This is a genomic window from Pseudomonas sp. (assembly GCF_030683065.1).
GTDB lineage: Bacteria > Pseudomonadota > Gammaproteobacteria > Pseudomonadales > Pseudomonadaceae > Aquipseudomonas.
On sequence record NZ_JAUXMX010000040.1, the window covers coordinates 1 to 23544 of the forward strand.

Consider the following 23544-nt stretch of genomic DNA (forward strand, 5'->3'; position numbering starts at 1 on the left):
TGGTAACGTTGGGCCCGGGTCAGCTGCCGGTAATGCGTAGTCATCTGCGCTTGAATCCTTTGGTGTGAGAGCCTGGATTCTACCGGTGGCTGGCCCTCTGCCTATCGTTTCAAGCGTTGCACTTATTCTATGAATTCAGGAATCCTCTTTTCCCTTTTTTCGCGGTATATACCTCGAGGCCAAGGCAGCGCAGGGGTTACGTCAGTAGGTTCTGTAGTGAAATTCGATGACGAGGATGGTACGGAATTCGAGTTCTCTGCCAAATAAGCTGTTCAGCTCATAGCAGCAGCTCAGAAGAAAATACCACTCTGATTGCTGGGCAAAGAAAGCGACTGGCCGCTTTAGGGAACACCTCATTGGGTTCTGCGCAAAGCAGGAGATGTAAAGAGCAGGCTGAACCTTGTCCCCATCTGGTCGCTGCTGACACTGACCTTTCCTCCATGGGCCAGCATGATCGACCGCACTATCGCCAGGCCAAGGCCGCCGGAATCATCGGGCTGGTTGCGTGAAGGGTCGCATCGGTAAAACCGCTCGAAAAGATGCGGCAGGTTTTCAGCTGCAATCGCCTCCCCCTGGTTATGTACGCTGATCTCAAACCCATCAGCCTTGCTCACCGAGTGGATGGTCACTTGCGTATCAGGGGTCGCATAACGCAGCGCATTGGCCAGCAGATTGGCCAGCGCCCGACGCAGCAAGTCCGGGTCGGCATCCAGCTTACCGCTCGTCATGTTGATCAGCGCAAGGCCGCGTTCCTGGCCCATGCCCTCGAAGTATTCGCAGAGCTGCTCAACCATCGCGTGCAGTTCAATGGTTTCACGTCTGATCAGGGCATTGGGCTGTTCGGTACGAGCCAGGAACAGCATGCTGTCGATCATCCGGGCCAGGCGCTCGTATTCTTCCTGATTGGACACCAGCAGGTTCTGGTACTCCTCGAGCGAGCGACTGCGGCCAAGTGCATGCTGAGTCAGCCCCATCAGGTTGCTCAGAGGGGTGCGCATCTCGTGCGCCAGGTCTTCAGAGAAGCGCGAAAGCTGGGTGAAACCATGCTCCAGGCGCGCCAGCATCTGATTGAGGGCCTGACTCAGCCGGCTCAACTCGGCGACCTCCCTGAACTCATTTAGACGCACATGCAAATGCTGCGTATCAATGGTGGCTGCACGCAGCGCGAGCTGGCGTACGGGTCTTAACCCACGCTGACTCACCAGCCAGCCAAGCAGGAAAGCCAGCAATGTCCCTGCCGTCACAGCCAGCACAACCTTTAGGCGATAGACCCCGAGCATCTGCTCACGCTCAGAGACATGCTTGCCGGCGATCAGGCGCAGCTGGCGCTGCGGGCTGGCTACATCAAGCCAGGCCAGGCGCAGTGATGGGCTTTCCAGGCTATCGGCCAGACTCGGTGCCGGTGCCGCCGGCAGGTTCGGCAGAGGCAGGGCGAGCGGGTTTATCTCGATCAGCAACTGTCCGCCGCCATCGACGATCCAAAGCAGGTTGTCACGATTGCCCAGCATGTTGTCATAGAGCTGAGGTCGCATGCGCAGTGCCTCGATGTCGATGCTTTCATCGATCAGCGTTTGCATGCGCTGCAGACGCCCGAGCAACGCCTGGTCATCGCGCCAGGCGATTTCGCGCTGCAGTGACTGGTACAGGTAGAGCCCCACTGCCCCCAGCAGCAAGACGCTGACCATGGCAAACATCAGTGCCAGGCGCAGGCTCAGTGTACGCGGCCACAGACTCATGGGTGCGCATCCAGCATGTAGCCCATACCACGCACGGTATGAATCAGCTTGAGCGAAAAAGGGTCATCAACCTTGGCCCGCAGGCGCCGGACGGCCACATCTACCACATTGGTGTCGCTGTCAAAATTCATCTGCCAGACGTGGGAAGCTATCAGCGTCCGTGACAGCACCTCACCTTCGCGACTGAGCAAAAGATGCAGCAGCGCAAACTCCTTGTTGGTGAGGTTCAGGCGCTCGCCAGCGCGGGTGACCTTACGCTTGAGCAAATCCACATGCAGATCGGCGACCACAAACTGCTCCACTTCTCGGGGCGGCCCTCGGCGCAGCAAGGTCCGGACACGGGCAAGCAGTTCGGCGTAGGAGAAGGGTTTGACCAGATAGTCGTCCGCCCCCAGCTCCAGCCCCTTGACGCGATCTTCGACGGCATCGCGGGCAGTCAGAAAGAGCACGGGGGTTTGCCATTTGCGCCGGATGATTTGCAGCAACTGCCAGCCGTCCAGCCCGGGCAGCATGACGTCGAGGATGATCAGATCAAACTCGCTCTCCTGCACCAGATGCTGACCGTCCATGCCATTGAGAGCAACTTCGACCAGATAGCCGGACTCACTCAGCCCCTTGTGCAGGTAATCCGCTGTCTTCGCCTCATCTTCCACAACCAGGATACGCATCTTGTCCTCCAGCGCAGATGCATAGCCTAGGCCCATAACCACTTTCGTCCCATTACAAATTGGTAATGCGCAGGCAATCAGTCTGAGCGCATTGCCTGTGCAGTATGGCCGGCAACTGCTCAACCGAGCTTTGAACGGGAGGAACCATGCTTATCCGAACAACATTCACGTTGCCTCTGCTTGCACTGGCGCTGGGTTCGAGCGGCGTATTTGCCGAGACCGCAGCCGTAGTCCAGCGTGCGGATGTCACCCTGACCATGGCCAATCAACTGCTGGAAGCGACTCTGGCCGCCTGCCACGCCGAAGGGCGGACAGGGGTCGCAGCAGTGGTAGACCGCGGCGGCAATCTGGTCGCAGTGCAGCGCGACGACAATGTCGGTCCGCACAACACCCTGGCAGCGCAGCGCAAGGCCTATACCGCCCTATCGACCAAGACTGCAACCGGCCTGCTGGCAGAACGGGCACGCAGCAACCCGGACGCCGAAAACCTCAACACCCTTGATGAGCTGCTGCTTTTGGGTGGTGGCGTGCCACTGCGGATTGGCGATCAGGTGATCGGCGCCATCGGTGTTGCCGGCGCCGGTGGCGCCCAGATCGACGAGGGCTGCGCCCTGAAGGCCATCGCAAAAGTTTTACCCAACGACAAATAACCTGGAGAAGACCATGACCATGCTGAAAAATCTGATTGCCGCTGCCGTACTGGGCGGACTCACCTCGGCTACATTTGCCGCAGGCAACCCCCTGAGCGTGCACGTGCTGAATCTGCAGGATGGCCTGCCTTCACCCGAAGTGAGCGTTACCCTGGAAAAACAGAACGGTCAGGACTGGAGCACGCTCAACAGCGGCACGACCAATGAGCAGGGGCGCATCACCGCGCTGTACCCGGAGGGCAAAACACTGGAGAAAGGCACCTACCGTGTCACCTTCAAGACCGGTGACTGGTTCAAGAAGCATCAGTCGGCCACTTTCTTTCCTGAAGTGCCGGTGATTTTCGAAGCCGATGGCAGCGTGCCTCACTACCACATCCCGCTTCTGTTGAGCCCCTACGGCTTTTCAACCTATCGCGGCAACTGAGAATGCTGCAGCCTTGCCCCGACCATGGGGCAAGGCTGCACTCATACGAATGCCGACCCCAGGACAGGCGGCTCTGCAACGCTTGATACCTGCGTCTGATTGCGACCTGCCTTTTTCGCCCGATAAAGGGCCTGGTCGACACGATCGATCAGATCCGCCAGCGCCTCATCCGGCTGCAGTTCGCCCAAACCAATCGACAGTGTGACTGCACCGACATCCTCGTGCCGACTGTCCTGTATGGCCTTGCGACAGCGCTCGGCCAGCAACAGGGCATGACTCAGGTCACAGCCACCAAAGATCAGCAGAAACTCCTCACCGCCCCAGCGGATGACACTGTCGTTAGCCCTGAGCGCGGCAATCAGGCTGCTTGAAACCGTGTTGAGTACCGCGTCGCCCGTGCTGTGGCCCCACTGGTCGTTGACCTGTTTGAAATGATCGATATCTGCCAGGGCAATCGACATGGGCAGTTTGCTGCCGCGGGACTGCATAAAGGCATTCTCCAGTGCCAGCTCACCAGCCGTCCGGGTCAGCGCCCCAGTCAGGCCGTCAAAACGCACCATCTCGCGAAACATCTGCTCTTCCAGAACCCTAGTGGTCAGGTCACGAAAGATGCTGACGTAATGGGTGATGGCATCGTTCTCATCCATGAGCGGGGTGATGGTCTCGTCACAGTAGATCAGCTGGTTATTCTTGCCCCGGTTCACAAAGGTGCCCTTGTAGGAATGCCCCTGCTTCAGGGTGTTCCACATCTCCGTGTAGAACTCGGCATTCTGCTCCCCGGACTTGAGCATGCTGGGATTGCGACCGAGCACCTCAGTCAGCCCATACCCGGTGATTTTTTCAAAACCCTTGTTAACAAACTCAATGATGCCACGGCTGTCCGTGATGACGACGCCATCATCCGTGGCGTTAAGTACATGGGCGAACAACTGGGTGGTCTTTTGTGCGGCGATCAGGCTGCTGATGTCCTGCTGCAATGAAAGAAAATGGGTAATCTCACCGGACGCACTGCGCACAGGCGAAATATTCCACTCGACAACATAAGGGCGACCGTCCTTGCGATAGTTGATGGTCGAACCTTGAAAGAATGTGCCATCTGCCAGGCACTGGCGAAGGCGCCTGATGACCTCGCGGCACGTATCCGGCCCCTGAAGGATGCGCGGATTCTGTCCCAGAATTTCTTCTTCGTCGTAGCCGGTCATGCGCAAAAACGCGGCATTGGCATACACGATATGGTGCCCACCCTCGCCCGTGTGTGCATCGGTCAGCAAGACGGCATTGACTGACTGATCCAGTGCCTGGGCAATCACGCTGGGCTCAATGTAACTAGCAATACTCTTCATGCGAAACGCGACTCGTTGTAGGTTTTGTACTGATTGTGGCAGGTCGTCTGGGCGAATGAATATAGACCTTTCTGTCAGGATTTCAGTTTCCCAATTACCCGCATGCAACCGGCCTATCTCAGACTGTGCCCAAGGTTTGCCCTGGCCTGAACGCCTAAACGGTTACCCATAGATGCTGTAGGGCGGACAATCCTGTACAAGAATACAGTGATTATCACCATGTCCGCCCCTCTCCCCCTTGAGCTTTACTACCCCAGCAATTTCCGCACTGATCTCGCCTGGGTGGCTGAGCGCTATGCCGATTTGCTGTCGGATGAAGAGCAGGCCTTTCTCGACACCTTCAGCACCCTGGGCTGGCAGTATCAAGCTCTGCTGGTGCGCATGATCATGCGCAAGGGCTGTCACTTCCGCCTGAGCAAGCTCGAATACTCGGAAATCGACTACTGCCTGACCGCTAGTCCACTGCTAGAACATGGCCGGATTACCGAGCATGCGGCGCTGGCAGTCGATGAGATTGCCGAACTGCTGCGCAAGGATGAGGTACTGGCCCATCTGCCGGTCACCGACCACCGCGCCGCGCAGAAAAAGGCCGAGCCGCTCGAACAACTGCGCGCTCAGGCTTACCCGCCCAGACCGTCAGGGACTGGTGCCCTGGGCTGGATGATCAGTTACTGAGCCTTATGATGGACGAGCTGTGTGACCGCCTGCGCCTGATACTCTTCGGCAATCTGGCCCAGGATTGGTCCGAGTTCGTACTGGCAGACCTGGGCATCTAATGCTACGAATCGGTGGACATAGGCCCGGAGTCACTGGATTTTCAGTGCCGTTAGGACCTTGAGGATTCCCTGCACCTGCGCCAGTTGCGCCTCAGCGTTGAACAAGGAGCGGTCCTTTCGGACATTGTGCGGCCGCTGCAGGAGTTCAGTTCAGGTAACCCCTATCTGTGCAGTAGCTAGTCGCGCCCGCTGGCGGCAGATTCGTGTACTGGAACAACTGAGGCAGCATACCGAGGCCCGTGAACAGGCACTGGCCTTTAGCCAGGCCCAGGGCAGTGATGAGGAAAGCCCCCGATCTACCGTTTTGATAAATCAGCTCATGCTGACAACTAGCCTGAAACCGGGGGCCAGAGTCATTCTTACCGTTCACCTCGCAGCTACTTTGGCTCGAAATCCTTTTGATGTAAGTGACAGCTTTTGGCTGGTTTCTGTCAATCCGCCACTGGCGGCTTCGGGCCGTTTTCTGTCTGTTGCGAACGGCAGCTGTGGGTCAGTAAAAGCAAAATCATGGGAGGACCGCACAACCGCAGCCCTCCATCTGCAATCTTTCCTTTACGATGAGCCAGGCATCCGCATCAGGCCGTGGAGTACCCCCATTCTCAAACCTGGCTCGGAGGGGACCATCTCTTCGATGCCTAACACTTTGAAAGCAGCGAGCATTACCGCCAGCCCACCCGGCAAAGTACTTAATCGTTGGGGTTGCAGGCCAGCCAGTTTCAACTGCTTGACGTGACCGGCCTCTAGCAAACAAATGGACAAGCGCAACAAGCCCGCATAGGTAATGCCGTCTTGACCATAGGCATTCAGGCCATTGGCTTTGAGAACCTTTGCCAGCATCCTTGCCGTGCCGGAAGAGCCGATGGCTTGCTCCCAGCCCAATTTTCGATAGCGGTAGGCAACTTTTTCAATTTTCTCGCTGGCGATTCGTTCGGCCTCTTGGAGAGAGCGGCTGTCAATATAGCCACCGACAAAGTAGCGCTTGCTGAAACTGCCACTGCCGATCGCTATGCTTTCAGTCAACAGCGGACGATCACCCTGCCCCACAATGAGTTCGGTAGACCCGCCACCAATATCAACGACCAGTCGAACGGCTTGCGCACTTGGCATTGTGTGGGCCACACCCGCATAGACGAGTTTGGCTTCCTCACGCCCAGAAATCACATCGATACGAAACCCCAGGCGTTGTTCAGCACCCGCAAGAAACACGTCGCAATTATTGGCCTCACGGACTGCGCTGGTGGCCACCGCACGAACACGGCCAGCCTCGAAGTTACGAAGCTGCTTGCCGAATCGCTGCAAGGCGAGCCAACCCCGCTCCAACGCCAAACCATCTAATGCTTTACCTTGAAAACCTTCGGCAAGGCGCACCGGCTCGCGAAAGGTTTTCACTTCCTGAATAACCAGCCGTTGGTTCCGCTTGACCTGTTGGCCAATCATCATCCGAAACGCGTTGGAACCCAGATCAATGGCAGCAAACAGCGAAGCGTCACCCTTCATGCTGAATTCCTTTTGAGTTCACGAGCCGAGAGCACTTCGTCCGCGAGACCCTAAAAAGTAGGAAAGAAAGGGATCTTGCCACTGGAACCATGACACTCCGATGACATCCGCTGAGCTTGAATTCGAGACTGCTAACCTTTTATCTCAACTCAGCGCAGCGCGCCTGCCGGACAAGCTTTCCCTTATTTCAGAGCTGATGGTTATTGGTGACTATGGCGCACTTGATATGCCCTCCTAGCCCCGTGCGGGAGGACAAGGAAGAGACTCAGGCCGCTTCTGGCCCAAGACAGGCATAAGGAACCGACAGGCTGTCGCTCACTTAGCGATATCAGGCACGCTTAAGCTCTTGGCCGGCAATGTCATCACGGGCTACACGCAGTTGAAAAGCATCCAGGTTCATGCGATGGATCACATTGAAGAGTTGTTGCTTAAGCACATCGTCGCCAATTCTCTCGGCTGCGCGCATTACGGCTACTGAGGCAGCCTCATTGTTGGAGGCCACTTGGTCGAGCGTTTTGCAGATATTTCGTGTTGTACGGCTCACGAGAGTGCTCCTCCTAAAATCAAGCGTGCACTGTAGAGCCGCCACATGTCGTTTTGATTTCAGCTTGTCACGCCTGAAGAGTTCAGGGTCAGTTAAACTGAATCTTAGCTGTGACGGGAGGGATCTATGCGGCGCGTGGTGTTCAACCAAAAAGGGGGCGTAGGCAAATCCAGTATTGCCTGCAACCTGGCGGCAATCAGTGCGACAGAAGGTTACCGAACCTTGTTGGTCGATCTGGATGCTCAGGCCAACTCTACCCAGTATCTGACTGGCCTTACTGGCGATGCGGTGCCTAGTGGCATAGCCGACTTCTTCAAACAAACGCTTTCATCAGGGCCGACGCAGAAGAAACCCCGCGCCCACATTCATGAAACCCCTTTCGCAAATCTCCATCTGATTGCCGCATCGGCGGAGCTGCGCGAGCTGCAATCCAAACTCGAAGCACGCTACAAGGTGCAGAAACTGGGCAAGTTACTGAACCAGCTGGATTCGGACTATGAGCGGATATATCTAGACACCCCGCCAGGGCTCAATTTCTACAGCCTTTCAGCCTTAATCGCAGCGGATCGCTGCCTGATCCCCTTCGACTGCGACAGCTTTTCCCGCCAGACTCTTTACGCCGTACTCGGTGAAATTGAGGAAATCCAGGCAGACCATAATGAGAACTTGAGACTCGAAGGCATCGTGGTCAACCAGTTCCAATCCCATGCATCACTGCCTCGGCAGTTGCTCGATGAACTGGCTTTGGAAGGACTGCCATTGCTACCGGCCTACTTGATGAGTTCGGTGAAGATGCGCGAGTCGCACCATGTCTGCAAGCCGCTGATTTATCTAGACCCGAGGCATAAGCTGACGCAACAGTTTCAGGCATTGTTCCAACTATTAGAGAGTTGAGCTAGCCTCTCGCAGTTCGATAGCTATGCTTCCAGGTGCCTCACTATTTGGTGTGAGCCTTGGCTCTTTCAACCTGACCCCACCCCATGCATGAGGGAAAGATGTCAATAGTCGACGCGGTCGTTGCTCATGTTTTTCAGATCGAAATTAGCCTCTACCACGCTTGCGCACGCCTCGATGGTAGAACCGATGCTGAAGCCCTGCATGACTTACGCATCAATGTGCGGCGTCTGCGGAGCCTGCTCAACCCCCTGCGTGGCAGAGACGGTGTGGAAGCGTTGGACGAAGCCGCCGCCGCAGTCGGACAGCTGACCACTCCGGTCCGTGACCTGGAGGTGTTGGCTGACGAGTTGCGCAAACGCGGTCTAAGCGGGCCGGCCAGCACCCGCGAGGCCATGCTGGCATCCCACTACGTTGAGATTCTGCAAAGTACAGAGTTGCGAGAGCTATTCGCCCGGCTGGACGCATGGCCGGAGGTCGCTCGCGCAGCTGAACGGGAGGGCGAGCTGCGCAAGTTGGACAAGCTACTTCGCAAACGGCTGCGCAAGCAGATGGTGCGTCTGCAAGAAGCGCTGACCAACATGCAACACGACCCACATCGCATCAGGCTGCTGGTCAAACGCAACCGTTACGCTGCTGACGCTTACCCGCAGCACTCGCCTATATCGCCGGAGGCGGTTAGCGTTCTGAAAGCCGTGCAATCGTCCCTTGGTGCCTGGCATGACCGCTATCAGTGGTCACTCCGGGCTTGTCAGGAGTCAGATCTTGAACCGCTCCGGCAGCAGTGGCAAAGCGAGGCGGTCAAGGCGCTAGAAGAGGCCGAGAGCAGGCTGCTTGTGCTGGCGGGCCTCTTTATTTCGGCGAACAAGTCCAAGATTAACGGTCCCGCACACAAGCACTCGTATTGGCAAAATTGGTCTATCGTCTAGGCGCATGCTAGTAAGCCATTGGAGATAGGTATGAGCGACAAGCTACGTATCCTTTTCATCTGTACTGCTAACGACGCGCGTTCGCCTATGGCAGAAGCATTGCTGCGTCACCTCGACAGCGAGCACTTCGAGGCCCACAGCGGTGGTCTTCAGCCTGGACAGATCGACCCACGGGCCATCACCGCGTTGGAACGTGCAGGTGTTTCCGCTGCTGACCTGCGTAGCAAATCCATTGATGAGTTCAGTGGCCAACACTTCGACTACCTGATCGACCTGTGCGACAAGTCCTCCGACGAGGAGCAACTGCTGCCCAGTTCAGAACAGGTGCTGGTCTGGAACTTCGCCGACCCGTGCATCAGCGAACAACCGGATGCCTTTCGTCATACATTCCAGGAAATCAACGACCGGGTGCGGATGTTCTCGCTGGTGAAGAACAAGGGCTGATCAGCGTTCAAAGCAATTCCTAAGGATTGGCGGACGACTCCTGATTAGAGCGCGCCGGTTTTTCATTTGGCAGACTATGGGGTGCATCGATCCGCTCTTTGAGTTTGGCGGCAAACGTCAAAGCCGAAGCTTGACAGGAAAACGAGAAGGCCATGCTGTCAGCAGTCACCCGCCAGACCTCACTATCGCCCTGCAACAATTTCCCAGCTGTAATATCCATGACCGCTCCCCTCTGTGCGAGTGTTTCAAAGATGCTGGCCTTTCCATGGCGTTCAATCACGCAAAAAAAATGCCAACCAATGGTCGGCAAAAATATGAGCACACAACGAAGATCGTTGTGTCCCAGCAGACTGGGCTTGCTGCGTTACGTTTTTGTTACCCTTATGTGAACCTTTGTCACACGGAATCCCCCGGCTGCGTTTTATGTACCGATCGTCCGCAATTGGACAGATTACTGTCTGTCACGACTGACCGCTTTTGGCCGGTAGCTGCCTATCGCGACTGACCGTTTCTGGGCGATCCTGCCGTTCATCCCTTGCGGCTAAATACTAGATGGGTATTTTCGGCAGTGCTCCACCACTAAATTGTTTACTCAAGATGAGCATACTCTCTACGCCCTGCGCTGCAGTTCTCCTCTGCTCCATACCATAGCCGGAACTGTTGCCTGCCTGCACAAGATTACCCACCCAAACGGTCTTTGACCCCTTCTCCACCTTTGCCGAATCTCTCGCACGCGGCACATTTGCGTGCCGTGCATTTTGCCGGAGAGGTTGGGTTCAGGGATGCAAGCGACAACAGTGCTGTACGGCCATGTGCTGGCGGTTTTGGCCGTCACCCTGTCAGGTGTATGGACCGCTACCCAGTGGACGGCTGCGGCGCTTGACTACCAGGCCCGCTTGGGGGCCCCGTGGTTCGAGTTGCTCGGAGTCCCTATCTACCACCCCTGGCGGCTGTTCGAGTGGTGGTTCTTCTTCGATGCCTACGCGCCTGACATCTTCAACTTCGGCGGGGCCATCGCGGCTGGAAGCAGCCTTGTGGCGGTGCTGGTGGCAATCGGCATGGCCATCTGGCGCGCCCGTCAGGCACGAAGAGTCACCACCTACGGCTCGGCACGCTGGGCCGATAAGGACGAGGTGCGCAAGGCCGGGCTGACTGGAGCGGCAGGCGTTTTCCTCGGCCTCTTTGATGAGCAGTACCTGCGCCATGAAGGCCCCGAACATGTTCTGGCATTCGCACCAACACGCTCGGGCAAGGGCGTTGGTCTGGTGGTGCCCACCCTGCTCTCCTGGCCGGCCTCTGCGGTTATCCACGACATCAAGGGCGAGAACTGGAGCCTGACCGCTGGCTGGCGCTCACGCTTCTCGCACTGTCTGCTGTTCAACCCTACCGACCCGGCTTCGGCAGCCTACAACCCATTGCTGGAAGTACGCCGCGGCACCCATGAGGTGCGCGACGTACAAAACATCGCCGACATCCTGGTCGACCCAGAAGGCGCTCTGGAAAAACGTAATCACTGGGAGAAGACCAGCCATGCACTGCTGGTCGGTGCCATCCTGCACGTGCTGTATGCCAGCGATGACAAGACCCTGCGCGGGGTCGCCAACTTCCTCTCAGACCCTGCCTGCACCTTCGAGCTGACCCTGCACCGGATGATGACCACACCTCATCTCGGCAAGACACCTCACCCGGTTGTGGCCTCCGCTGCCCGCGAGGTACTCAACAAAAGCGAAAACGAACGCTCGGGTGTGCTGTCCACGGCCATGTCCTTCCTTGGCCTGTACCGCGACCCCACAGTGGCCAGCGTGACCGCGCGCTGCGACTGGCGTATCGCCGACCTTATCTCGGCCAAACACCCTGTCTCGCTGTACCTGGTAGTGCCGCCCTCCGACATCAGCCGCACCAAGCCACTCATCCGCCTGATCCTCAATCAGGTCGGGCGTCGCCTGACCGAATCCCTGGACGGTGCCGACGGCATCGAACGTAGGCACAAGCTGCTGCTGATGCTCGACGAGTTCCCCGCGCTGGGTCGGCTGGACTTCTTCGAGTCGGCTCTGGCCTTTATGGCCGGCTACGGGCTGCGCGCCTTTCTGATCTCACAGTCGCTCAACCAGATCGACAAGGCCTATGGCCAGAACCACTCGATCCTCGACAACTGCCATGTGCGGGTGACCTTCGCCACCAACGATGAGCGCACCGCCAAGCGCATCTCCGAGACGCTCGGTACCGCCACCGAGCTGCGCGCGCAGCGCAACTATGCCGGCCACCGGCTGGCTCCCTGGCTGGGGCACCTGATGGTGTCGCGCCAGGAGACCGCTCGCCCTCTGCTGACGCCGGGCGAGGTGATGCAACTGCCTACCGACGAATCGGTGGTGATGCTCTCCGGCCACGCACCGATCCGGGCGAAGAAGCTGCGCTACTTCGCCGACGCCAACTTCCAGCGCCGGGTGCTGCCGGCCCCTCAACTGCAGCCCGGCGGGTACGCCGATGCACCAGCAACCCGGGCAGATGACTGGAGTGCCCTGGCCCTGCCGACAGCCGTTTCCGTCCCGCGTGCAGAAACCCAGAACAGCGAAGGCCTCGACGACGGCGGCCCACGTCGCCAGCCCGAGCTGACGGAAATCGATCACCTGCCGGATCCCGATAACCCGGCCAGCGATCTGTTTCTCCTCGACGAGGACGACGCTCCCGCGCCCTTCCCCTCCCAGCTCGAGCCGCGGCTGCAACGCGCGGCTCGACTGGCCGCCCTCGACCCTGACGACGGAATAGCCCTATGAGCCGAGCCCGCCTGAACCTGTTCATCCAACCGGAGCACGCCAAGCGCCTGAACGAACTGGCGATCAAGAAAGGTGTGTCGAAGTCCTCGATCATTGCCGCAGCGCTCGCCTCCTGGTTATCGCCGGACTCCGGTGACCAGCGTGAGGCGGCCATTGCCAAGCGCCTGGATCGATTGTCTCGCCAGTTCGAACGACTGGAGCGCGATCAGAACATTCTGATCGAGACCATGGCGCTCTATGTGCGCTACTACCTGACGGTCAGCACGCCAGTGCCCGAGGCACACCAGGACGCCGCACGGGCTCAAGGCAAGCTGCGCTTCGCCCAGTTCGTCGAGCAACTGGGCCGCCACCTGCAGCGCGGACGCAGCCTGGTCAGGGACGTACAGGAGGAGATCCAGCCTGACGCCCAGTGGTTGGACATCCCCCAAGGTTCGGGAGAGCAGCCATGACCGCAGCCCCGCACACAACGCTGGCGGCGGCCGCTACCGCCTTGGATCGCCGCACCCGCATGCTGCGCACGGCGATGGGCCCGCTGATCGCCGCTGCGCTGGAAGACCCCGACGTGGTGGAGGTCATGCTCAACCCCGACGGGAAGCTCTGGCTCGACCGGCTCTCCAGCGGCCGGGCAATACTGGGCACGCTTTCAGTCGACGACGGCGAACGCATCATCCGCTTGGTCGCCGCGCACATCGGTGCGGAGGTGCACCGTGGCAAGCCGCTGCTAAGCGCCGAACTGCCGGAAACAGGCGAGCGCTTCGAAGGATTACTTCCGCCCATCGTATCTGGACCGACCTTCGCACTGCGTAAACGCGCCATGAGCGTGATACGGCTGGCCCAATACGTGGCAGATGGCATTCTCACGCCCACGCAAGCCGACTACCTGCGAGAAGCAGTACTCAGTCGGCAGAACATCCTCGTGGCCGGCGGAACCAGCACCGGCAAGACCACCCTGGCCAATGCCCTGCTCGCTGAAGTGTCCAGTACGGGTGACCGCGTTCTGGTGCTGGAGGACACGGTCGAGTTGCAGTGCTGCGCACATGACCATGTTGCCTTGCGAACCCGTAGCGGCGTGGTGTCCATGGCCGACCTGGTACGCACCACCCTGCGCCTGCGTCCCGACCGTGTGGTCGTCGGCGAGGTGCGCGGCGGCGAAGCGCTGGACCTGGTCAAAGTCTGGGGCACAGGCCACCCAGGCGGTATTGCCACCGTCCACGCCGGCTCCGCCCATGGAGCCCTGTTGCGCCTGGAGCAACTGATTCTCGAGATCGCCATGACCGCCCCTCGCGCGTTGATCGCCGAGGCGGTCAACCTGGTGGTTTTTCTCGCCGGGCGCGGCCGCGCCCGCCATGTCCAGCAAATCGCCCGCGTCGTCGGCCACGACGAACACGGCTACCGGCTCGACACCACCGATACCGCTCAATCCCTGCCCACTGCCACTGGAGAACAGCAATGACCGCAGCCTTTGTCCTGCCCATCCATCGTCAACTGACTGCTCGTACGCTGGCAGTGGGCGCGCTTTTGCTGGGCATTGCCTTGCCGGCTTTCGCAGCCGGCTCCGGGATGCCCTGGGAGGGACCGCTGCAGTCGATTCTCGACTCGGTGCAAGGCCCGGTGGCGCGAATCATGGCGGTGATCATCATTATTGTCACCGGCCTGACCCTGGCCTTCGGCGACACCAGTGGCGGCTTTCGCAAGCTGATCCAGATCGTCTTCGGCCTATCTATTGCCTTCGCCGCGTCGTCATTTTTCCTGAGCTTCTTCAGCTTTGCCGGCGGAGCGCTGATCGCATGACTATTGATAGCGATTTCATCGCGGGCTTCGAGGTGCCTCTGCACCGCTCGCTGGCCGAGCCGATCCTGCTTGGCGGCGCGCCGCGCAACGTGGCCATTCTCAACGGCACCTTGGCCGCCGTAGTTGGGCTGGGCCTGCAACTGTGGATACCGGGCTTGGTGCTCTGGCTAGTCGGCCACTCGCTGGCCGTCTGGGGTGCACGGCTGGACCCGCAGTTCCTGCAGGTCTTCGCCCGGCACATCAAACATCGCCCCTTGCTTGACGTATGAGGGGGACGCCATGCTGAACCTAGCCGAATACCGCCAGCGCCCTGCGCAACTTGCCGACTGGTTGCCATGGGCCGGACTGGTCGCCCCTGGGGTCGCACTCAACAAGGACGGCTCGTTTCAGCGCACCCTGCGCTTTCGCGGGCCAGACCTGGACAGCGCCACTGCGGGCGAATTGGTGGCCACCTCTGCGCGCCTGAATAACGCCCTGCGCCGCCTGGGATCAGGCTGGGCATTGTTCATCGAGGCCGAACGCCTGACCGCGGCCGGCTACCCGGCAGGCGCGTTTCCCGAGCCGCTGTCCTGGCTGGTTGACGAAGAGCGCCGCGCCGCCTTCGAGGCGCAAGGCAGCCACTTCGAGAGCGCCTATCACCTGACGCTGCTGTACTTGCCAAACGAGGAGTCGCGCTCGCGTGCTGCTGGGTTGCTCTACGAGCACAAGCCGCAACGCGGCGTCGACTGGCGCGAGAGACTGGTCGCCTTCATGGCGGAGACGGCACGCTTGCACGACCTGCTCGTGGGGGTGATGCCAGAAGTCGCCTGGCTCGACGACAGCCAGACGCTGACGTATCTGCACGCCACGGTGTCGACCCACAGGCAGCGCATTGCTGTTCCCGAGGTGCCCTTCCACCTGGACGCCCTGCTGGCCGACTGCCCGCTGAGCACTGGTCTGGCACCCAGACTGGGCGAGGAGCACCTGCGCGTGGTCTCGGTGCGTGGTTTCCCAACCTCAACCTGGCCCGGCCTGCTGGACGACCTGAACCGACTGGGTATCGCCTATCGCTGGTCGACCCGCTTCATCTGCATGGACAAGGACGAGGCGGAGAAGGAACTGGTGCGCCTACGGCGGCAGTGGTTCGCCAAGCGCAAGGGTGTTCTGGCCCTGCTGCGTGAGACCCTGTTTCAGCAGGAAAGCCCGCTGGTCGACAGCGATGCCTCGAACAAGGCCAGCGACGCCGATGCAGCCCTGCAGGAACTCGGAGCCGATCAGGTCGCCTTCGGCTATGTGACCGTGACCGTTACGGTGAGCGACGCCGACGCACGAGTAGCCGACGAGAAGCTGCGCCTGGTCGAGCGGGTGATTCAGGGCCGAGGCTTCGTCACCATCGCTGAAAGCCTCAACGCGGTGGAGGCCTGGCTATCGTCCATTCCGGGCAACGCCTACGCCAACGTGCGCCAACCGATCATCTCCTCACTCAACCTGGCGCACCTGATGCCGCTGTCGGCGGTGTGGGCTGGCCCTGCGCGTAACGCCCACCTCGACGGCCCGCCGCTGGTGGTGACCCGTACCGATGGGGCTACGCCTTTCCGCCTGGTCACCCACGTCGGCGACGTCGGCCACACCCTCGTGGTGGGGCCGACCGGCATGGGCAAGTCGGTGTTGCTGGCAACCCTGGCCCTGCAGTTTCGCCGCTACCCCGGCTCACGCCTGTTCATCTTTGACATGGGCCGCTCACTGCGTGCGACGGTCCTAGGACTAGCGGGTGAGCATTACGAGCTGGGCGGTGATGGCGACCTGGCCTTCCAGCCCTTGGCGCGCATCGATCAGGACAGCTATCGCACCTGGGCCGCCGAGTGGCTGGAAGGCCGTGTGCTGCATGAGGGTGTAGCCGTCGGCCCGGACCAGAAAGCGGCCCTCTGGACGGCCCTCACTAGCCTGGCCGGTGCGCCTGAGGCGCAGCGCACGCTGACAGGGCTGTGCATGCTGCTGCAGGACAACACCTTGCGTCAGGCCCTGCAGCCCTATGTGCTGGGTGGTGCTCACGGCAGGCTGCTGGACGCGGACACGGATCGCCTGGGTACCGCCGACGTGCAGTGCTTCGAGATGGAAGAGCTGATGCACAGCAAAGCGGCAGTAGCGGCCGTGCTCGGCTACCTGTTCGCCCGCTTCGAGGCGCGCTTCGATGGGGCTCCTGCCCTGCTGATCCTCGACGAAGCCTGGCTGTTTCTCGACGACCCGCTTTTTGCCGCGCGCATCCGCCAGTGGCTCAAGACCCTGCGCAAGAAGAATGTCTCGGTGATCTTCGCCACCCAGTCCCTCGCCGATATCCAGAACTCCAGCATCGCCGCCGCGATCATCGAGAGCTGCGCGAGCCGCATCTTCCTGCCCAATCCGCAGGCCAGCGAGCCGCAGGTTCGCGGCATCTACCAGGGATTCGGGCTCAACAACCGGCAGATCGAGATCATCGCCCAAGCCACGCCCAAGCGTGACTACTACTACCAGTCGCGCCTGGGCAACCGGCTGTTCGACCTCGACCTGGGACCGGTGGCACAGGCCTTCACAACCGCTGCAAGCCCTGCCGAGCAGCGCGAAATCAGCCAGATCCTGCAGGGCGCTGATGACACGGGCTTCGCCCCCGCCTGGCTACGTCATCGTCAGCTTGGCTGGGCCGCCGACCTGCTTACCGCCCATACCTCGCAACGCAAGGAGCAGCTGCCATGACGCCTCGCACCCGCCTTACGCCCATCGCCGTCTTATTAAGCCTAGGTTTGCTGGTAGCCCAGCCGGCGAACGCAATGACCGTCATCGACCCGACCAACCTGGTGCAAAACATGCTGACCGCGGTGCGCACCCTGGAGGTGATCAACAACCAGGCCAGCCAACTGCAGAACGAAACGCAGATGCTGCTGAACCAGGCCCGCAACCTGGAAACCCTGGACATCAACGTGCTCAATCGCTTGCGCACGACCCTGGCTAGCACCGAGCGATTGCTGGCCGAGGCCCAAGGTTTGGCTTTTGACGTACAGCGTCTGGACCAGGAATTTACCCGTCTGTATCCAGCCGAATACACCAGCTCCGTCAGTGACGAGCGCATGGCTCAGGACACACGCGCGCGTTGGAAGCAGGGACTTGATGGCCTGCACACCGCCATGCGCATGCAAGCCCAGGTGGCGCAGAACCTGGCCCAGGACGAGAGCGTGCTGGCCGACCTGGTCAACCGAAGTCAGTCGGCCAGCGGCGCACTGCAGGCCAGCCAGGCCACCAACCAACTGCTGGCCCTGCAGGCCAAGCAGTCGATCCAGGCGCAGCAGTTGCAGATCACCCAGAACCGCGCCATCGCCCTGGAGCTGGCGCGCCAGGCTGCGGCGGTAGAGGAAGCCCGCGAACTGCGGCGGCGCTTTATGGGCAGCGGCACGCCCTACACCCCTCATCCCGTGCAGTTCTACCGGTAGTGGGGGGTGCTATGAAAGCTCCATTGCTGATAACGGTTCTGCTCGTACTGGCTGCCTGTGGCAGCGGCGGCAAACCCGATGAAGCCAGGCAGCACGCGCCTCTGCATGAGCGTTTTTACTCTGGTTGCGCTCTGCCAGATGAGTTCCAGACTCCCGAAAGCCTGCCAGCCATTCCCGCGAGTTTCGAGGGGGACGTGCAGTGAACGATGTCAGCGTGATCGATCATTTCCTCGATGTGTTCTCGCGCTACATCGATTCGGGTTTCGGCCTGCTCGGCGGCGAGGTGGCTTTTCTCACCCTCACGCTGGTGGTGATCGACATGACCCTGGCCGGCCTGTTCTGGACCATGGGCGGAGAGGACGTTATCAGCAAGCTGATCAAGAAGACCCTCTATGTCGGAGCCTTCGCCTTCATCATCGGCAACTTCAATACCCTGGCCGAGATCATCTTCCGCTCCTTCGCCGGGCTGGGCCTGCTTGCCTCAGGCTCCGCGCTGACCCAAGCCGAGTTTCTCCAGCCAGGACGGTTGGCGTCCATCGGCATCGAAGCTGGCCGACCTATGCTGGAGCAAATCAGCAATCTCAGTGGCTTCCCCAAAGTCTTCGGAAACCTTGACACCATCGTTGTCCTGCTCCTTGCCTGGACTGTGGTGGTGATCAGCTTCTTTATCCTGGCCATCCAGCTGTTCGTCACGCTGATCGAGTTCAAGTTGACCACCCTCGCCGGCTTCGTCCTAGTGCCCTTCGCGCTGTGGAACAAGACCGCCTTTCTCGCTGAGAAGGTGCTGGGCAATGTGGTTTCCTCTGGTATCAAGGTGCTGGTGCTGGTGCTGGCGGTGATAGTAGGCATCGGCTCCAGTCTGTTCGCTGAGTTTCAGACGTTGACGGACAAGCCCTCCATCGATCACGCGCTGGTAGTCATGCTCGCCGCCCTGGCGCTGTTGGGCCTGGGCATTTTTGGCCCTGGTATCGCCACCGGCCTGGTCTCCGGTGCACCGCAACTGGGTGCCGGAGCCGCTGCCGGCACTGCCCTTGGCGCCGCGGGGATGGCGGCTGGAGCTGCGGCGCTTGCCACAGGTGTCGGCGGTGCCGTGATGGCCGGCGCACGTATGGCTCCGGGCGCAGCACGCCTGGCCATGGGCGGCGCACAAACGGCGAACACCCCCATGCCCCAGGGAGCCCAGCCAGCAGGATCTATAGCAGGTAGCGCCTCCGCTGCGAGCGCCGCGCCAGGCGCGCCCGCCAAGCAACCCGACTGGGCCAAACGCCTACAGCGCAAGCAACAACTCACCCATGCCGCCACCACCGTTGCCCACACCCTGCGTGGTGGTGATGCCGGCGGTTCAGCTCCTGGACCACAGGTGCGCGACCCATCGAATTCGTGAAGGAGAACAAGCATGCGATTCAAGCGCCCTCAGGTGCGTTACAGCGACACTCCGGCACCTGCAACGCCTTACCAGAGAGCGGCGCAGGTATGGGATCAGCGTATGGGGGCAAGCCTGGCGCAAGCGAAGAACTGGCGCTTGATGGCCTTCGGCTGCCTGAGCCTGGCCTTGCTGATGGCTGGTGGTCTGGTCTGGCGTTCGGCCCAGTCGATGGTCACGCCCTATGTGGTGGAGGTCGACAGTGCCGGCCAGGTGCGGGCAGTTGGCGAGGCGGCCAGCACCTACCAACCCAACGATGCGCAGATGGCTCACCACCTGGCGCGCTTTATCGGTCTGGTGCGCTCGCTATCCATCGACCCTGTTGTGGTACGGCAGAACTGGCTGGAGGCCTACCACTACACCACCGACCGGGGCGCTGCGACGCTCAACGACTATGCCCGCGCCAACGATCCCTTTACCCGAGTCGGCAAGGAATCGGTGACCGTCGAGTTGAGCAGTGTCGTGCGCGCCAGTGACAACTCGTTCCAGGTGCGCTGGAACGAGCGCCGCTATGTGAATGGCGCGGCTGCGGGCATAGAGCGCTGGACTGCGGTGATATCGATCGTGTTGCAGCCTCCACGTAGCGAGGAAAAGCTGCGCCGCAATCCTCTGGGCATCTACGTCAACGGCCTGTCGTGGAGCCGTGAACTGGACACTACGCAAGGAGCCAAGACCCCATGAAGACCTCCACCTACCTTTACGCCTGCCCTCTCCTGCTGGCCATGCTGGCCGGTTGCGCCAGCCAGGGTAAACCGCCGCCTACCATTGCCCTCGACGAGCCAGTGGAAGCCCAACGCCTGCCGGAACCGCCCAAGCCCATCGAGGTGGTGGCAGTGCCGCAGCCACTGGCCTTGCCGGCACAGCTGAAACCGCTTCCAGATACCAAGCCGACCACCCCTGCCAAGGAACCCGCCGATGAGCAGGTGCGTGTCTCACGTGCCAACCGGGACGCGCGCATTGCGCCAACCCGGGAGGGCTATATCAACGCCATTCAGGTGTGGCCGTTTTCCGATGGCGCGCTGTATCAGGTGTACACCAGCCCAGGCCGGGTGACGGTGATCAACCTGCAGGCAAGCGAAGAACTGGTCACCGTGGCCGCAGGCGACACCGTGCGCTGGATCGTTGGCGAAACCTCCAGCGGCAGTGGTGAGGAGCTTCGCATCAGTGTGCTGGTTAAACCCACACGCAGCGACCTCAAGACCAACCTGGTCATCACCACGACGCGGCGCACCTACCTGATCGAACTGACGTCTACCGAGCAGGCCTGGATGGCCTCGGCGTCCTGGGATTACCCCAAGGATCGCATGCTCGCACTGCAGCGTCGGGCCAACGCCGCTCAGGCGGCAGCACCGGTCGAAGCCGGCCTGGCGTTGGAGCAGTTGCGTTTTCGCTATGCGATCAGTGGCAGCAATCCGCCGTGGAAGCCGCTGCGCGCGTTCGACGACGGTCAGAAGGTCTATATCCAGTTTCCTGCGGGCATCGCCCAAGGCGAACTGCCGCCGTTGTTCGTCATCGGCCCGGAGGGCGACGGCCAGTTAGTCAACTACCGCTTCCGCTCGCCCTACTACATCGTGGATCGGCTGTTCGGTGCCGCCGAGTTGCGCCTCGGCGCAGACAAGGGCGATGTGGTGAGGATCGAGCGCACCGATGGTATAGCGCGGAGGCCCTGAGCATGAGCGCTGTCGATAACGTCCAGGATACCCAGTCCGCAGAGCTACCGTCCAAGGTGGCCCCGGAAAGTCTCGAACTGCGTGCGCAACCGCGCCCGGTCACGCGCCTCAACCCGCGGATGCTGGCCGTCCTAGCGGGTGGGCTGGCCACTGCAGTGCTCGGCGCCATGCTCTGGTCACTGCAGCCGCCACAGCGCCGGCAAGGTGCAGAGCAAACCGAGTTGTACAACGTCGACCGCGTGGCCCGTTCCGAGGGGCTGGAGCAGTTACCCGCCGACTACTCGCAACTGCCGCCACCCTCGGCACCCGAAGTGCCGCAACTGGGGCCACCCCTGCCCGGCGATCTGGGCGGGCCCATCCTCAGAGCGGAGCAGCAGGCCCAGAGCTATGACTACCGCCATGCGGGCCCTGACCCGGCTGAGGCCGAGCGCCTGGCCAGGCTCAAGGAAGCCGAAGAAGCAGCGCTGTCCTCCGTATTTTTCCGCTCGGGTGGCGGGCGAACGACAAGTACCAGTGCCCCGACCGAAAGCCCGCCGATACATTCGCGACTGACCGGATTCGATCCCATGGCGGCCGGGCTCGCCTCGACTGCCGCAGTCCCTGCAAGCGCCGGATCAACGCAGAACAGCCAGGAGCAGAAAGAGGCGTTTCTCAGTAAATCCGCATCCCCACAAATACGTAATTCTGGATTTGTGCAAATGCCCGGCTCGCCCTACCAGGTCATGGCCGGCACCGTGATCGCTGCTGCCCTGGTCACCGGTATCAAATCAGACCTACCGGGCGATGTAATCGCCACGGTGACCGAACCAGTCTACGACAGTGCCACCGGCCAGCATGTGCTAATCCCCCAAGGTTCGCGTCTGCTGGGCCGCTATAACAGCCAGGTGAGCTACGGCCAGAGTCGCGTGCAGGTGGTGTGGCAGCGGGTGATCCTGCCGGACGCCTCGTCCTTCCAACTCGACAACCTAGTTGGCAGCGACACCGCCGGCTATGCCGGCCTAGAAGATGGCGTTGACTGGCACTGGGACCGCATTGCCGCCGGCGCAGCCATGACCAGCCTGCTAGGTATCGGCGCCGAACTCGCAGCTCCTACCAACCGCACCGACGGCGACCGAATCATCATCGCCGGGCGCGACAGCCTGCAGGACACGGTCAACCAGGTCGGCCAGGAAGTCACCCGGCGCAATCTCGATATCCAGCCCACGCTGACCCAACGCCCAGGGTTGCCACTGCGCGTGATCGTCAACCGTGACCTGGCACTACGCCCTTACCAACCCTTGTTCATTCAACGGAGGAACCATTAATGAGCATGAACAAGCTACGTCTCGGCCCCTTGCCCAAGACCGAGAACCTGAAAGTCACCTTTACCTGTCCAGCCAGCCTGAAGGCTGACCTTGAGCGCTATGCGGCGTTGCACGCGCAGGCCTATGGCGAAGAGGTCGATGCCCTGACGCTCATCCCGCACATGCTGGAAGCGTTTATGGCGAGGGACCGGGTGTTCAGAAGAGCCACCACGGGCTAAGGGCATAGACAGCGTGCCACTCGACCGCCAGTAGGACGCCAAAAAAAATCGGAGTCGGTATGCACTGCCATACGTGAATATCTGGTATCTGCAACTAGTTAAACCGTAGGAGTGGGCCGGGCTGGAGGTTTACCGCTGATTGCCTGGATGCCATTCAGGGGCCGCCATTTCCCGAGTCTCGCCCGGTTTATCTGCTGCAAAACGTGCGCCGCTCCCCGCATAATGCAGCCATTGTAGACCCGGCCTTCTCGCCAGAAAGGAATCGACGTACCCCCATGTTTGACACCAGGATGAGCATGACGGATCAGGAAAAGCAGCTGGAGGCCGAGGCCCTGGCGTTTGCTAAGGCAAACAAAAAAGCCATCGCCAAGCGCCTGACCGATCCGACCATTTTCCTGCCGGAAGACGACCCGGTTTCGGTGTTTATGGCCGGCTCGCCGGGCGCAGGCAAGACAGAAACCTCCATTGAGCTACTAGAGCTGTACCAGCAGAATGGCAACCGGGTGCTGCGGATTGACCCGGATGAACTACGCAACGAGCTGCCTGGCTATACCGGCGACAACTCCTGGCTGTTCCAGCGTGCGATTTCCATCCTCGTGGAAAAGATTCACGACCTGGCGCTGAAACAGAAGCAGAGCTTTTTGCTCGATGGCACCTTGTCGAACTATGAGGTGGCGGAAAAAAATCTGCAGCGTTCCCTGGATAAACTGCGTTTTGTACAGATACTGTATGTGTATCAGGAGCCGCATTTCGCGTGGGATTTTGTCCGCGCTCGCGAGGCAGCTGAAGGGCGGCGCATCCGACCTGAGCATTTCATCCAGCAGTACTTTGCCGCCCGTGACGTGGCCAACCGCTTGAAGCGGCAGTTCGGCAAGACCATCCGGGTCGATCTGCTACAGAAGGACAATGACGGATCACACCGCGCATACCATGCGAACATCGATCAAATTGACAACCATGTGGCCGAAAAATATGATCGTGCATCCCTAGAGCGGATGCTCAACTTGAGCGAGGCCTAA

General features: G+C 60.4%; 26 protein-coding genes. 20 read left to right on the forward strand and 6 right to left on the reverse strand.

All coding sequences use genetic code 11. The features are described 5' to 3' along the window. Nucleotides 1-353: 353 nt before the first annotated feature. Nucleotides 354-1736 (reverse strand): heavy metal sensor histidine kinase, encoded by a 1383-nt coding sequence (locus Q8K09_RS12875; protein WP_305255368.1) that lies wholly within the window; start codon nt 1734-1736, stop codon nt 354-356. After that, nucleotides 1733-2404, reverse strand: coding sequence for a heavy metal response regulator transcription factor (locus Q8K09_RS12880; protein ID WP_305255369.1), 672 nt, complete (start codon nt 2402-2404; stop codon nt 1733-1735). Before Q8K09_RS12880 ends, Q8K09_RS12875 begins: the two co-directional genes overlap by 4 nt. Nucleotides 2405-2550: 146 nt before the next feature. Here Q8K09_RS12880 and Q8K09_RS12885 point away from each other — a divergent pair, with 146 nt between their 5' ends. Together Q8K09_RS12885 and uraH are read left to right on the forward strand one after the other, a co-directional pair. Beyond that, nucleotides 2551-3054 (forward strand): heme-binding protein, encoded by a 504-nt coding sequence (locus Q8K09_RS12885; protein ID WP_370869528.1) that lies wholly within the window; start codon nt 2551-2553, stop codon nt 3052-3054. A 13-nt stretch (nt 3055-3067) separates the two neighbouring features. Then, nucleotides 3068-3478 carry a hydroxyisourate hydrolase gene (uraH, locus tag Q8K09_RS12890; RefSeq protein ID WP_305255370.1) on the forward strand — a complete coding sequence of 137 codons (411 nt, stop codon included), beginning with the start codon at nt 3068-3070 and terminating at the stop codon, nt 3476-3478. 41 nt (nt 3479-3519) lie between these two features. On the opposite strand, the gene Q8K09_RS12895 is transcribed toward uraH, so the two are convergent. Further along, nucleotides 3520-4821, reverse strand: a complete 1302-nt coding sequence (locus Q8K09_RS12895) for a PAS domain-containing protein (RefSeq protein WP_305255371.1) — start codon at nt 4819-4821, stop codon at nt 3520-3522. Between the two features lie 219 nt (nt 4822-5040). On the opposite strand from Q8K09_RS12895, the gene Q8K09_RS12900 reads away from it, so the two are divergent. Then, nucleotides 5041-5496 carry a hypothetical protein gene (locus tag Q8K09_RS12900; protein ID WP_305255372.1) on the forward strand — a complete coding sequence of 152 codons (456 nt, stop codon included), beginning with the start codon at nt 5041-5043 and terminating at the stop codon, nt 5494-5496. Between the two features lie 653 nt (nt 5497-6149). Here Q8K09_RS12900 and Q8K09_RS12905 read toward each other — a convergent pair. After that, nucleotides 6150-7094: a Ppx/GppA family phosphatase gene (locus tag Q8K09_RS12905; RefSeq protein ID WP_305255373.1), complete on the reverse strand. Its 945-nt coding sequence runs from the start codon at nt 7092-7094 to the stop codon at nt 6150-6152. A 328-nt stretch (nt 7095-7422) separates the two neighbouring features. Next, complete coding sequence (locus tag Q8K09_RS12910) at nt 7423-7638, reverse strand: hypothetical protein (protein ID WP_305255374.1); 216 nt, start codon at nt 7636-7638, stop codon at nt 7423-7425. 126 nt (nt 7639-7764) lie between these two features. Between Q8K09_RS12910 and Q8K09_RS12915 the strand changes: the two genes are divergently transcribed. From Q8K09_RS12915 to Q8K09_RS12925, 3 genes are all read left to right on the forward strand, one after another. After that, the gene (locus tag Q8K09_RS12915) at nt 7765-8532 is read left to right on the forward strand and encodes a ParA family protein (RefSeq protein ID WP_305255375.1); all 768 of its coding nucleotides are present in this window, start codon (nt 7765-7767) and stop codon (nt 8530-8532) included. A 101-nt stretch (nt 8533-8633) separates the two neighbouring features. Then, complete coding sequence (locus Q8K09_RS12920) at nt 8634-9461, forward strand: CHAD domain-containing protein (RefSeq protein ID WP_305255376.1); 828 nt, start codon at nt 8634-8636, stop codon at nt 9459-9461. A gap of 30 nt (nt 9462-9491) precedes the next feature. Beyond that, nucleotides 9492-9905: an arsenate reductase ArsC gene (locus tag Q8K09_RS12925; protein ID WP_305255377.1), complete on the forward strand. Its 414-nt coding sequence runs from the start codon at nt 9492-9494 to the stop codon at nt 9903-9905. 19 nt (nt 9906-9924) lie between these two features. Here the strand turns inward: Q8K09_RS12925 and Q8K09_RS12930 are convergent, their stop codons facing one another. Further along, a complete protein-coding gene (locus Q8K09_RS12930) occupies nt 9925-10227 on the reverse strand; it encodes a hypothetical protein (RefSeq protein WP_305255378.1) in 303 nt (100 codons plus the stop codon). Between the two features lie 460 nt (nt 10228-10687). Between Q8K09_RS12930 and Q8K09_RS12935 the strand changes: the two genes are divergently transcribed. The 14 genes from Q8K09_RS12935 to Q8K09_RS13000 all read left to right on the forward strand — a co-directional run bounded on the left by Q8K09_RS12935 (nt 10688) and on the right by Q8K09_RS13000 (nt 23544). After that, nucleotides 10688-12679: a conjugal transfer protein TraG gene (locus Q8K09_RS12935; protein WP_305255379.1), complete on the forward strand. Its 1992-nt coding sequence runs from the start codon at nt 10688-10690 to the stop codon at nt 12677-12679. Further along, nucleotides 12676-13128 (forward strand): CopG family transcriptional regulator, encoded by a 453-nt coding sequence (locus Q8K09_RS12940; RefSeq protein ID WP_305255380.1) that lies wholly within the window; start codon nt 12676-12678, stop codon nt 13126-13128. Before Q8K09_RS12935 ends, Q8K09_RS12940 begins: the two co-directional genes overlap by 4 nt. Then, complete coding sequence (gene trbB / locus Q8K09_RS12945) at nt 13125-14132, forward strand: P-type conjugative transfer ATPase TrbB (RefSeq protein ID WP_370869530.1); 1008 nt, start codon at nt 13125-13127, stop codon at nt 14130-14132. Before Q8K09_RS12940 ends, trbB begins: the two co-directional genes overlap by 4 nt. Beyond that, nucleotides 14129-14470 carry a TrbC/VirB2 family protein gene (locus tag Q8K09_RS12950; protein WP_305255381.1) on the forward strand — a complete coding sequence of 114 codons (342 nt, stop codon included), beginning with the start codon at nt 14129-14131 and terminating at the stop codon, nt 14468-14470. The genes trbB and Q8K09_RS12950 overlap by 4 nt, the downstream gene beginning before the upstream one ends. Then, the gene (locus Q8K09_RS12955) at nt 14467-14739 is read left to right on the forward strand and encodes a VirB3 family type IV secretion system protein (RefSeq protein WP_025167750.1); all 273 of its coding nucleotides are present in this window, start codon (nt 14467-14469) and stop codon (nt 14737-14739) included. The genes Q8K09_RS12950 and Q8K09_RS12955 overlap by 4 nt, the downstream gene beginning before the upstream one ends. A 10-nt stretch (nt 14740-14749) precedes the next feature. Beyond that, nucleotides 14750-17179, forward strand: a complete 2430-nt coding sequence (trbE, locus tag Q8K09_RS12960) for a conjugal transfer protein TrbE (protein ID WP_305255382.1) — start codon at nt 14750-14752, stop codon at nt 17177-17179. Beyond that, on the forward strand, nt 17176-17910 hold the full coding sequence (gene trbJ / locus Q8K09_RS12965) for a P-type conjugative transfer protein TrbJ (protein ID WP_305255383.1): 735 nt from the start codon (nt 17176-17178) through the stop codon (nt 17908-17910). Before trbE ends, trbJ begins: the two co-directional genes overlap by 4 nt. 11 nt (nt 17911-17921) lie before the next feature. Next, complete coding sequence (locus Q8K09_RS12970; RefSeq protein WP_305255384.1) at nt 17922-18113, forward strand: hypothetical protein; 192 nt, start codon at nt 17922-17924, stop codon at nt 18111-18113. Next, nucleotides 18110-19294 carry a P-type conjugative transfer protein TrbL gene (gene trbL / locus Q8K09_RS12975; protein ID WP_305255385.1) on the forward strand — a complete coding sequence of 395 codons (1185 nt, stop codon included), beginning with the start codon at nt 18110-18112 and terminating at the stop codon, nt 19292-19294. Before Q8K09_RS12970 ends, trbL begins: the two co-directional genes overlap by 4 nt. 12 nt (nt 19295-19306) lie before the next feature. Beyond that, the gene (trbF, locus tag Q8K09_RS12980; protein WP_305255386.1) at nt 19307-20014 is read left to right on the forward strand and encodes a conjugal transfer protein TrbF; all 708 of its coding nucleotides are present in this window, start codon (nt 19307-19309) and stop codon (nt 20012-20014) included. Further along, nucleotides 20011-21003: a P-type conjugative transfer protein TrbG gene (trbG, locus tag Q8K09_RS12985; protein ID WP_305255387.1), complete on the forward strand. Its 993-nt coding sequence runs from the start codon at nt 20011-20013 to the stop codon at nt 21001-21003. The genes trbF and trbG overlap by 4 nt, the downstream gene beginning before the upstream one ends. 2 nt (nt 21004-21005) lie before the next feature. Then, a complete protein-coding gene (locus Q8K09_RS12990; RefSeq protein ID WP_305255388.1) occupies nt 21006-22307 on the forward strand; it encodes a TrbI/VirB10 family protein in 1302 nt (433 codons plus the stop codon). Further along, nucleotides 22307-22525 carry a DUF2274 domain-containing protein gene (locus Q8K09_RS12995; protein ID WP_305255389.1) on the forward strand — a complete coding sequence of 73 codons (219 nt, stop codon included), beginning with the start codon at nt 22307-22309 and terminating at the stop codon, nt 22523-22525. The genes Q8K09_RS12990 and Q8K09_RS12995 overlap by 1 nt, the downstream gene beginning before the upstream one ends. Before the next feature lie 296 nt (nt 22526-22821). Next, complete coding sequence (locus Q8K09_RS13000; RefSeq protein WP_370869531.1) at nt 22822-23544, forward strand: zeta toxin family protein; 723 nt, start codon at nt 22822-22824, stop codon at nt 23542-23544.

Bases quoted from the DNA above. Each gene is read 5' to 3' on its own strand.
- Q8K09_RS12875 (WP_305255368.1), bottom strand. From the start codon at position 1,736: ATGAGTCTGTGGCCGCGTACACTGAGCCTGCGCCTGGCACTGATGTTT.
- Q8K09_RS12880 (WP_305255369.1), bottom strand. From the start codon at position 2,404: ATGCGTATCCTGGTTGTGGAAGATGAGGCGAAGACAGCGGATTACCTG.
- Q8K09_RS12885 (WP_370869528.1), top strand. From the start codon at position 2,551: ATGCTTATCCGAACAACATTCACGTTGCCTCTGCTTGCACTGGCGCTG.
- uraH (WP_305255370.1), top strand. From the start codon at position 3,068: ATGACCATGCTGAAAAATCTGATTGCCGCTGCCGTACTGGGCGGACTC.
- Q8K09_RS12895 (WP_305255371.1), bottom strand. From the start codon at position 4,821: ATGAAGAGTATTGCTAGTTACATTGAGCCCAGCGTGATTGCCCAGGCA.
- Q8K09_RS12900 (WP_305255372.1), top strand. From the start codon at position 5,041: ATGTCCGCCCCTCTCCCCCTTGAGCTTTACTACCCCAGCAATTTCCGC.
- Q8K09_RS12905 (WP_305255373.1), bottom strand. From the start codon at position 7,094: ATGAAGGGTGACGCTTCGCTGTTTGCTGCCATTGATCTGGGTTCCAAC.
- Q8K09_RS12915 (WP_305255375.1), top strand. From the start codon at position 7,765: ATGCGGCGCGTGGTGTTCAACCAAAAAGGGGGCGTAGGCAAATCCAGT.
- Q8K09_RS12920 (WP_305255376.1), top strand. From the start codon at position 8,634: ATGTCAATAGTCGACGCGGTCGTTGCTCATGTTTTTCAGATCGAAATT.
- Q8K09_RS12925 (WP_305255377.1), top strand. From the start codon at position 9,492: ATGAGCGACAAGCTACGTATCCTTTTCATCTGTACTGCTAACGACGCG.
- Q8K09_RS12935 (WP_305255379.1), top strand. From the start codon at position 10,688: ATGCAAGCGACAACAGTGCTGTACGGCCATGTGCTGGCGGTTTTGGCC.
- Q8K09_RS12940 (WP_305255380.1), top strand. From the start codon at position 12,676: ATGAGCCGAGCCCGCCTGAACCTGTTCATCCAACCGGAGCACGCCAAG.
- trbB (WP_370869530.1), top strand. From the start codon at position 13,125: ATGACCGCAGCCCCGCACACAACGCTGGCGGCGGCCGCTACCGCCTTG.
- Q8K09_RS12950 (WP_305255381.1), top strand. From the start codon at position 14,129: ATGACCGCAGCCTTTGTCCTGCCCATCCATCGTCAACTGACTGCTCGT.
- Q8K09_RS12955 (WP_025167750.1), top strand. From the start codon at position 14,467: ATGACTATTGATAGCGATTTCATCGCGGGCTTCGAGGTGCCTCTGCAC.
- trbE (WP_305255382.1), top strand. From the start codon at position 14,750: ATGCTGAACCTAGCCGAATACCGCCAGCGCCCTGCGCAACTTGCCGAC.
- trbJ (WP_305255383.1), top strand. From the start codon at position 17,176: ATGACGCCTCGCACCCGCCTTACGCCCATCGCCGTCTTATTAAGCCTA.
- Q8K09_RS12970 (WP_305255384.1), top strand. From the start codon at position 17,922: ATGAAAGCTCCATTGCTGATAACGGTTCTGCTCGTACTGGCTGCCTGT.
- trbF (WP_305255386.1), top strand. From the start codon at position 19,307: ATGCGATTCAAGCGCCCTCAGGTGCGTTACAGCGACACTCCGGCACCT.
- trbG (WP_305255387.1), top strand. From the start codon at position 20,011: ATGAAGACCTCCACCTACCTTTACGCCTGCCCTCTCCTGCTGGCCATG.
- Q8K09_RS12990 (WP_305255388.1), top strand. From the start codon at position 21,006: ATGAGCGCTGTCGATAACGTCCAGGATACCCAGTCCGCAGAGCTACCG.
- Q8K09_RS12995 (WP_305255389.1), top strand. From the start codon at position 22,307: ATGAGCATGAACAAGCTACGTCTCGGCCCCTTGCCCAAGACCGAGAAC.
- Q8K09_RS13000 (WP_370869531.1), top strand. From the start codon at position 22,822: ATGACGGATCAGGAAAAGCAGCTGGAGGCCGAGGCCCTGGCGTTTGCT.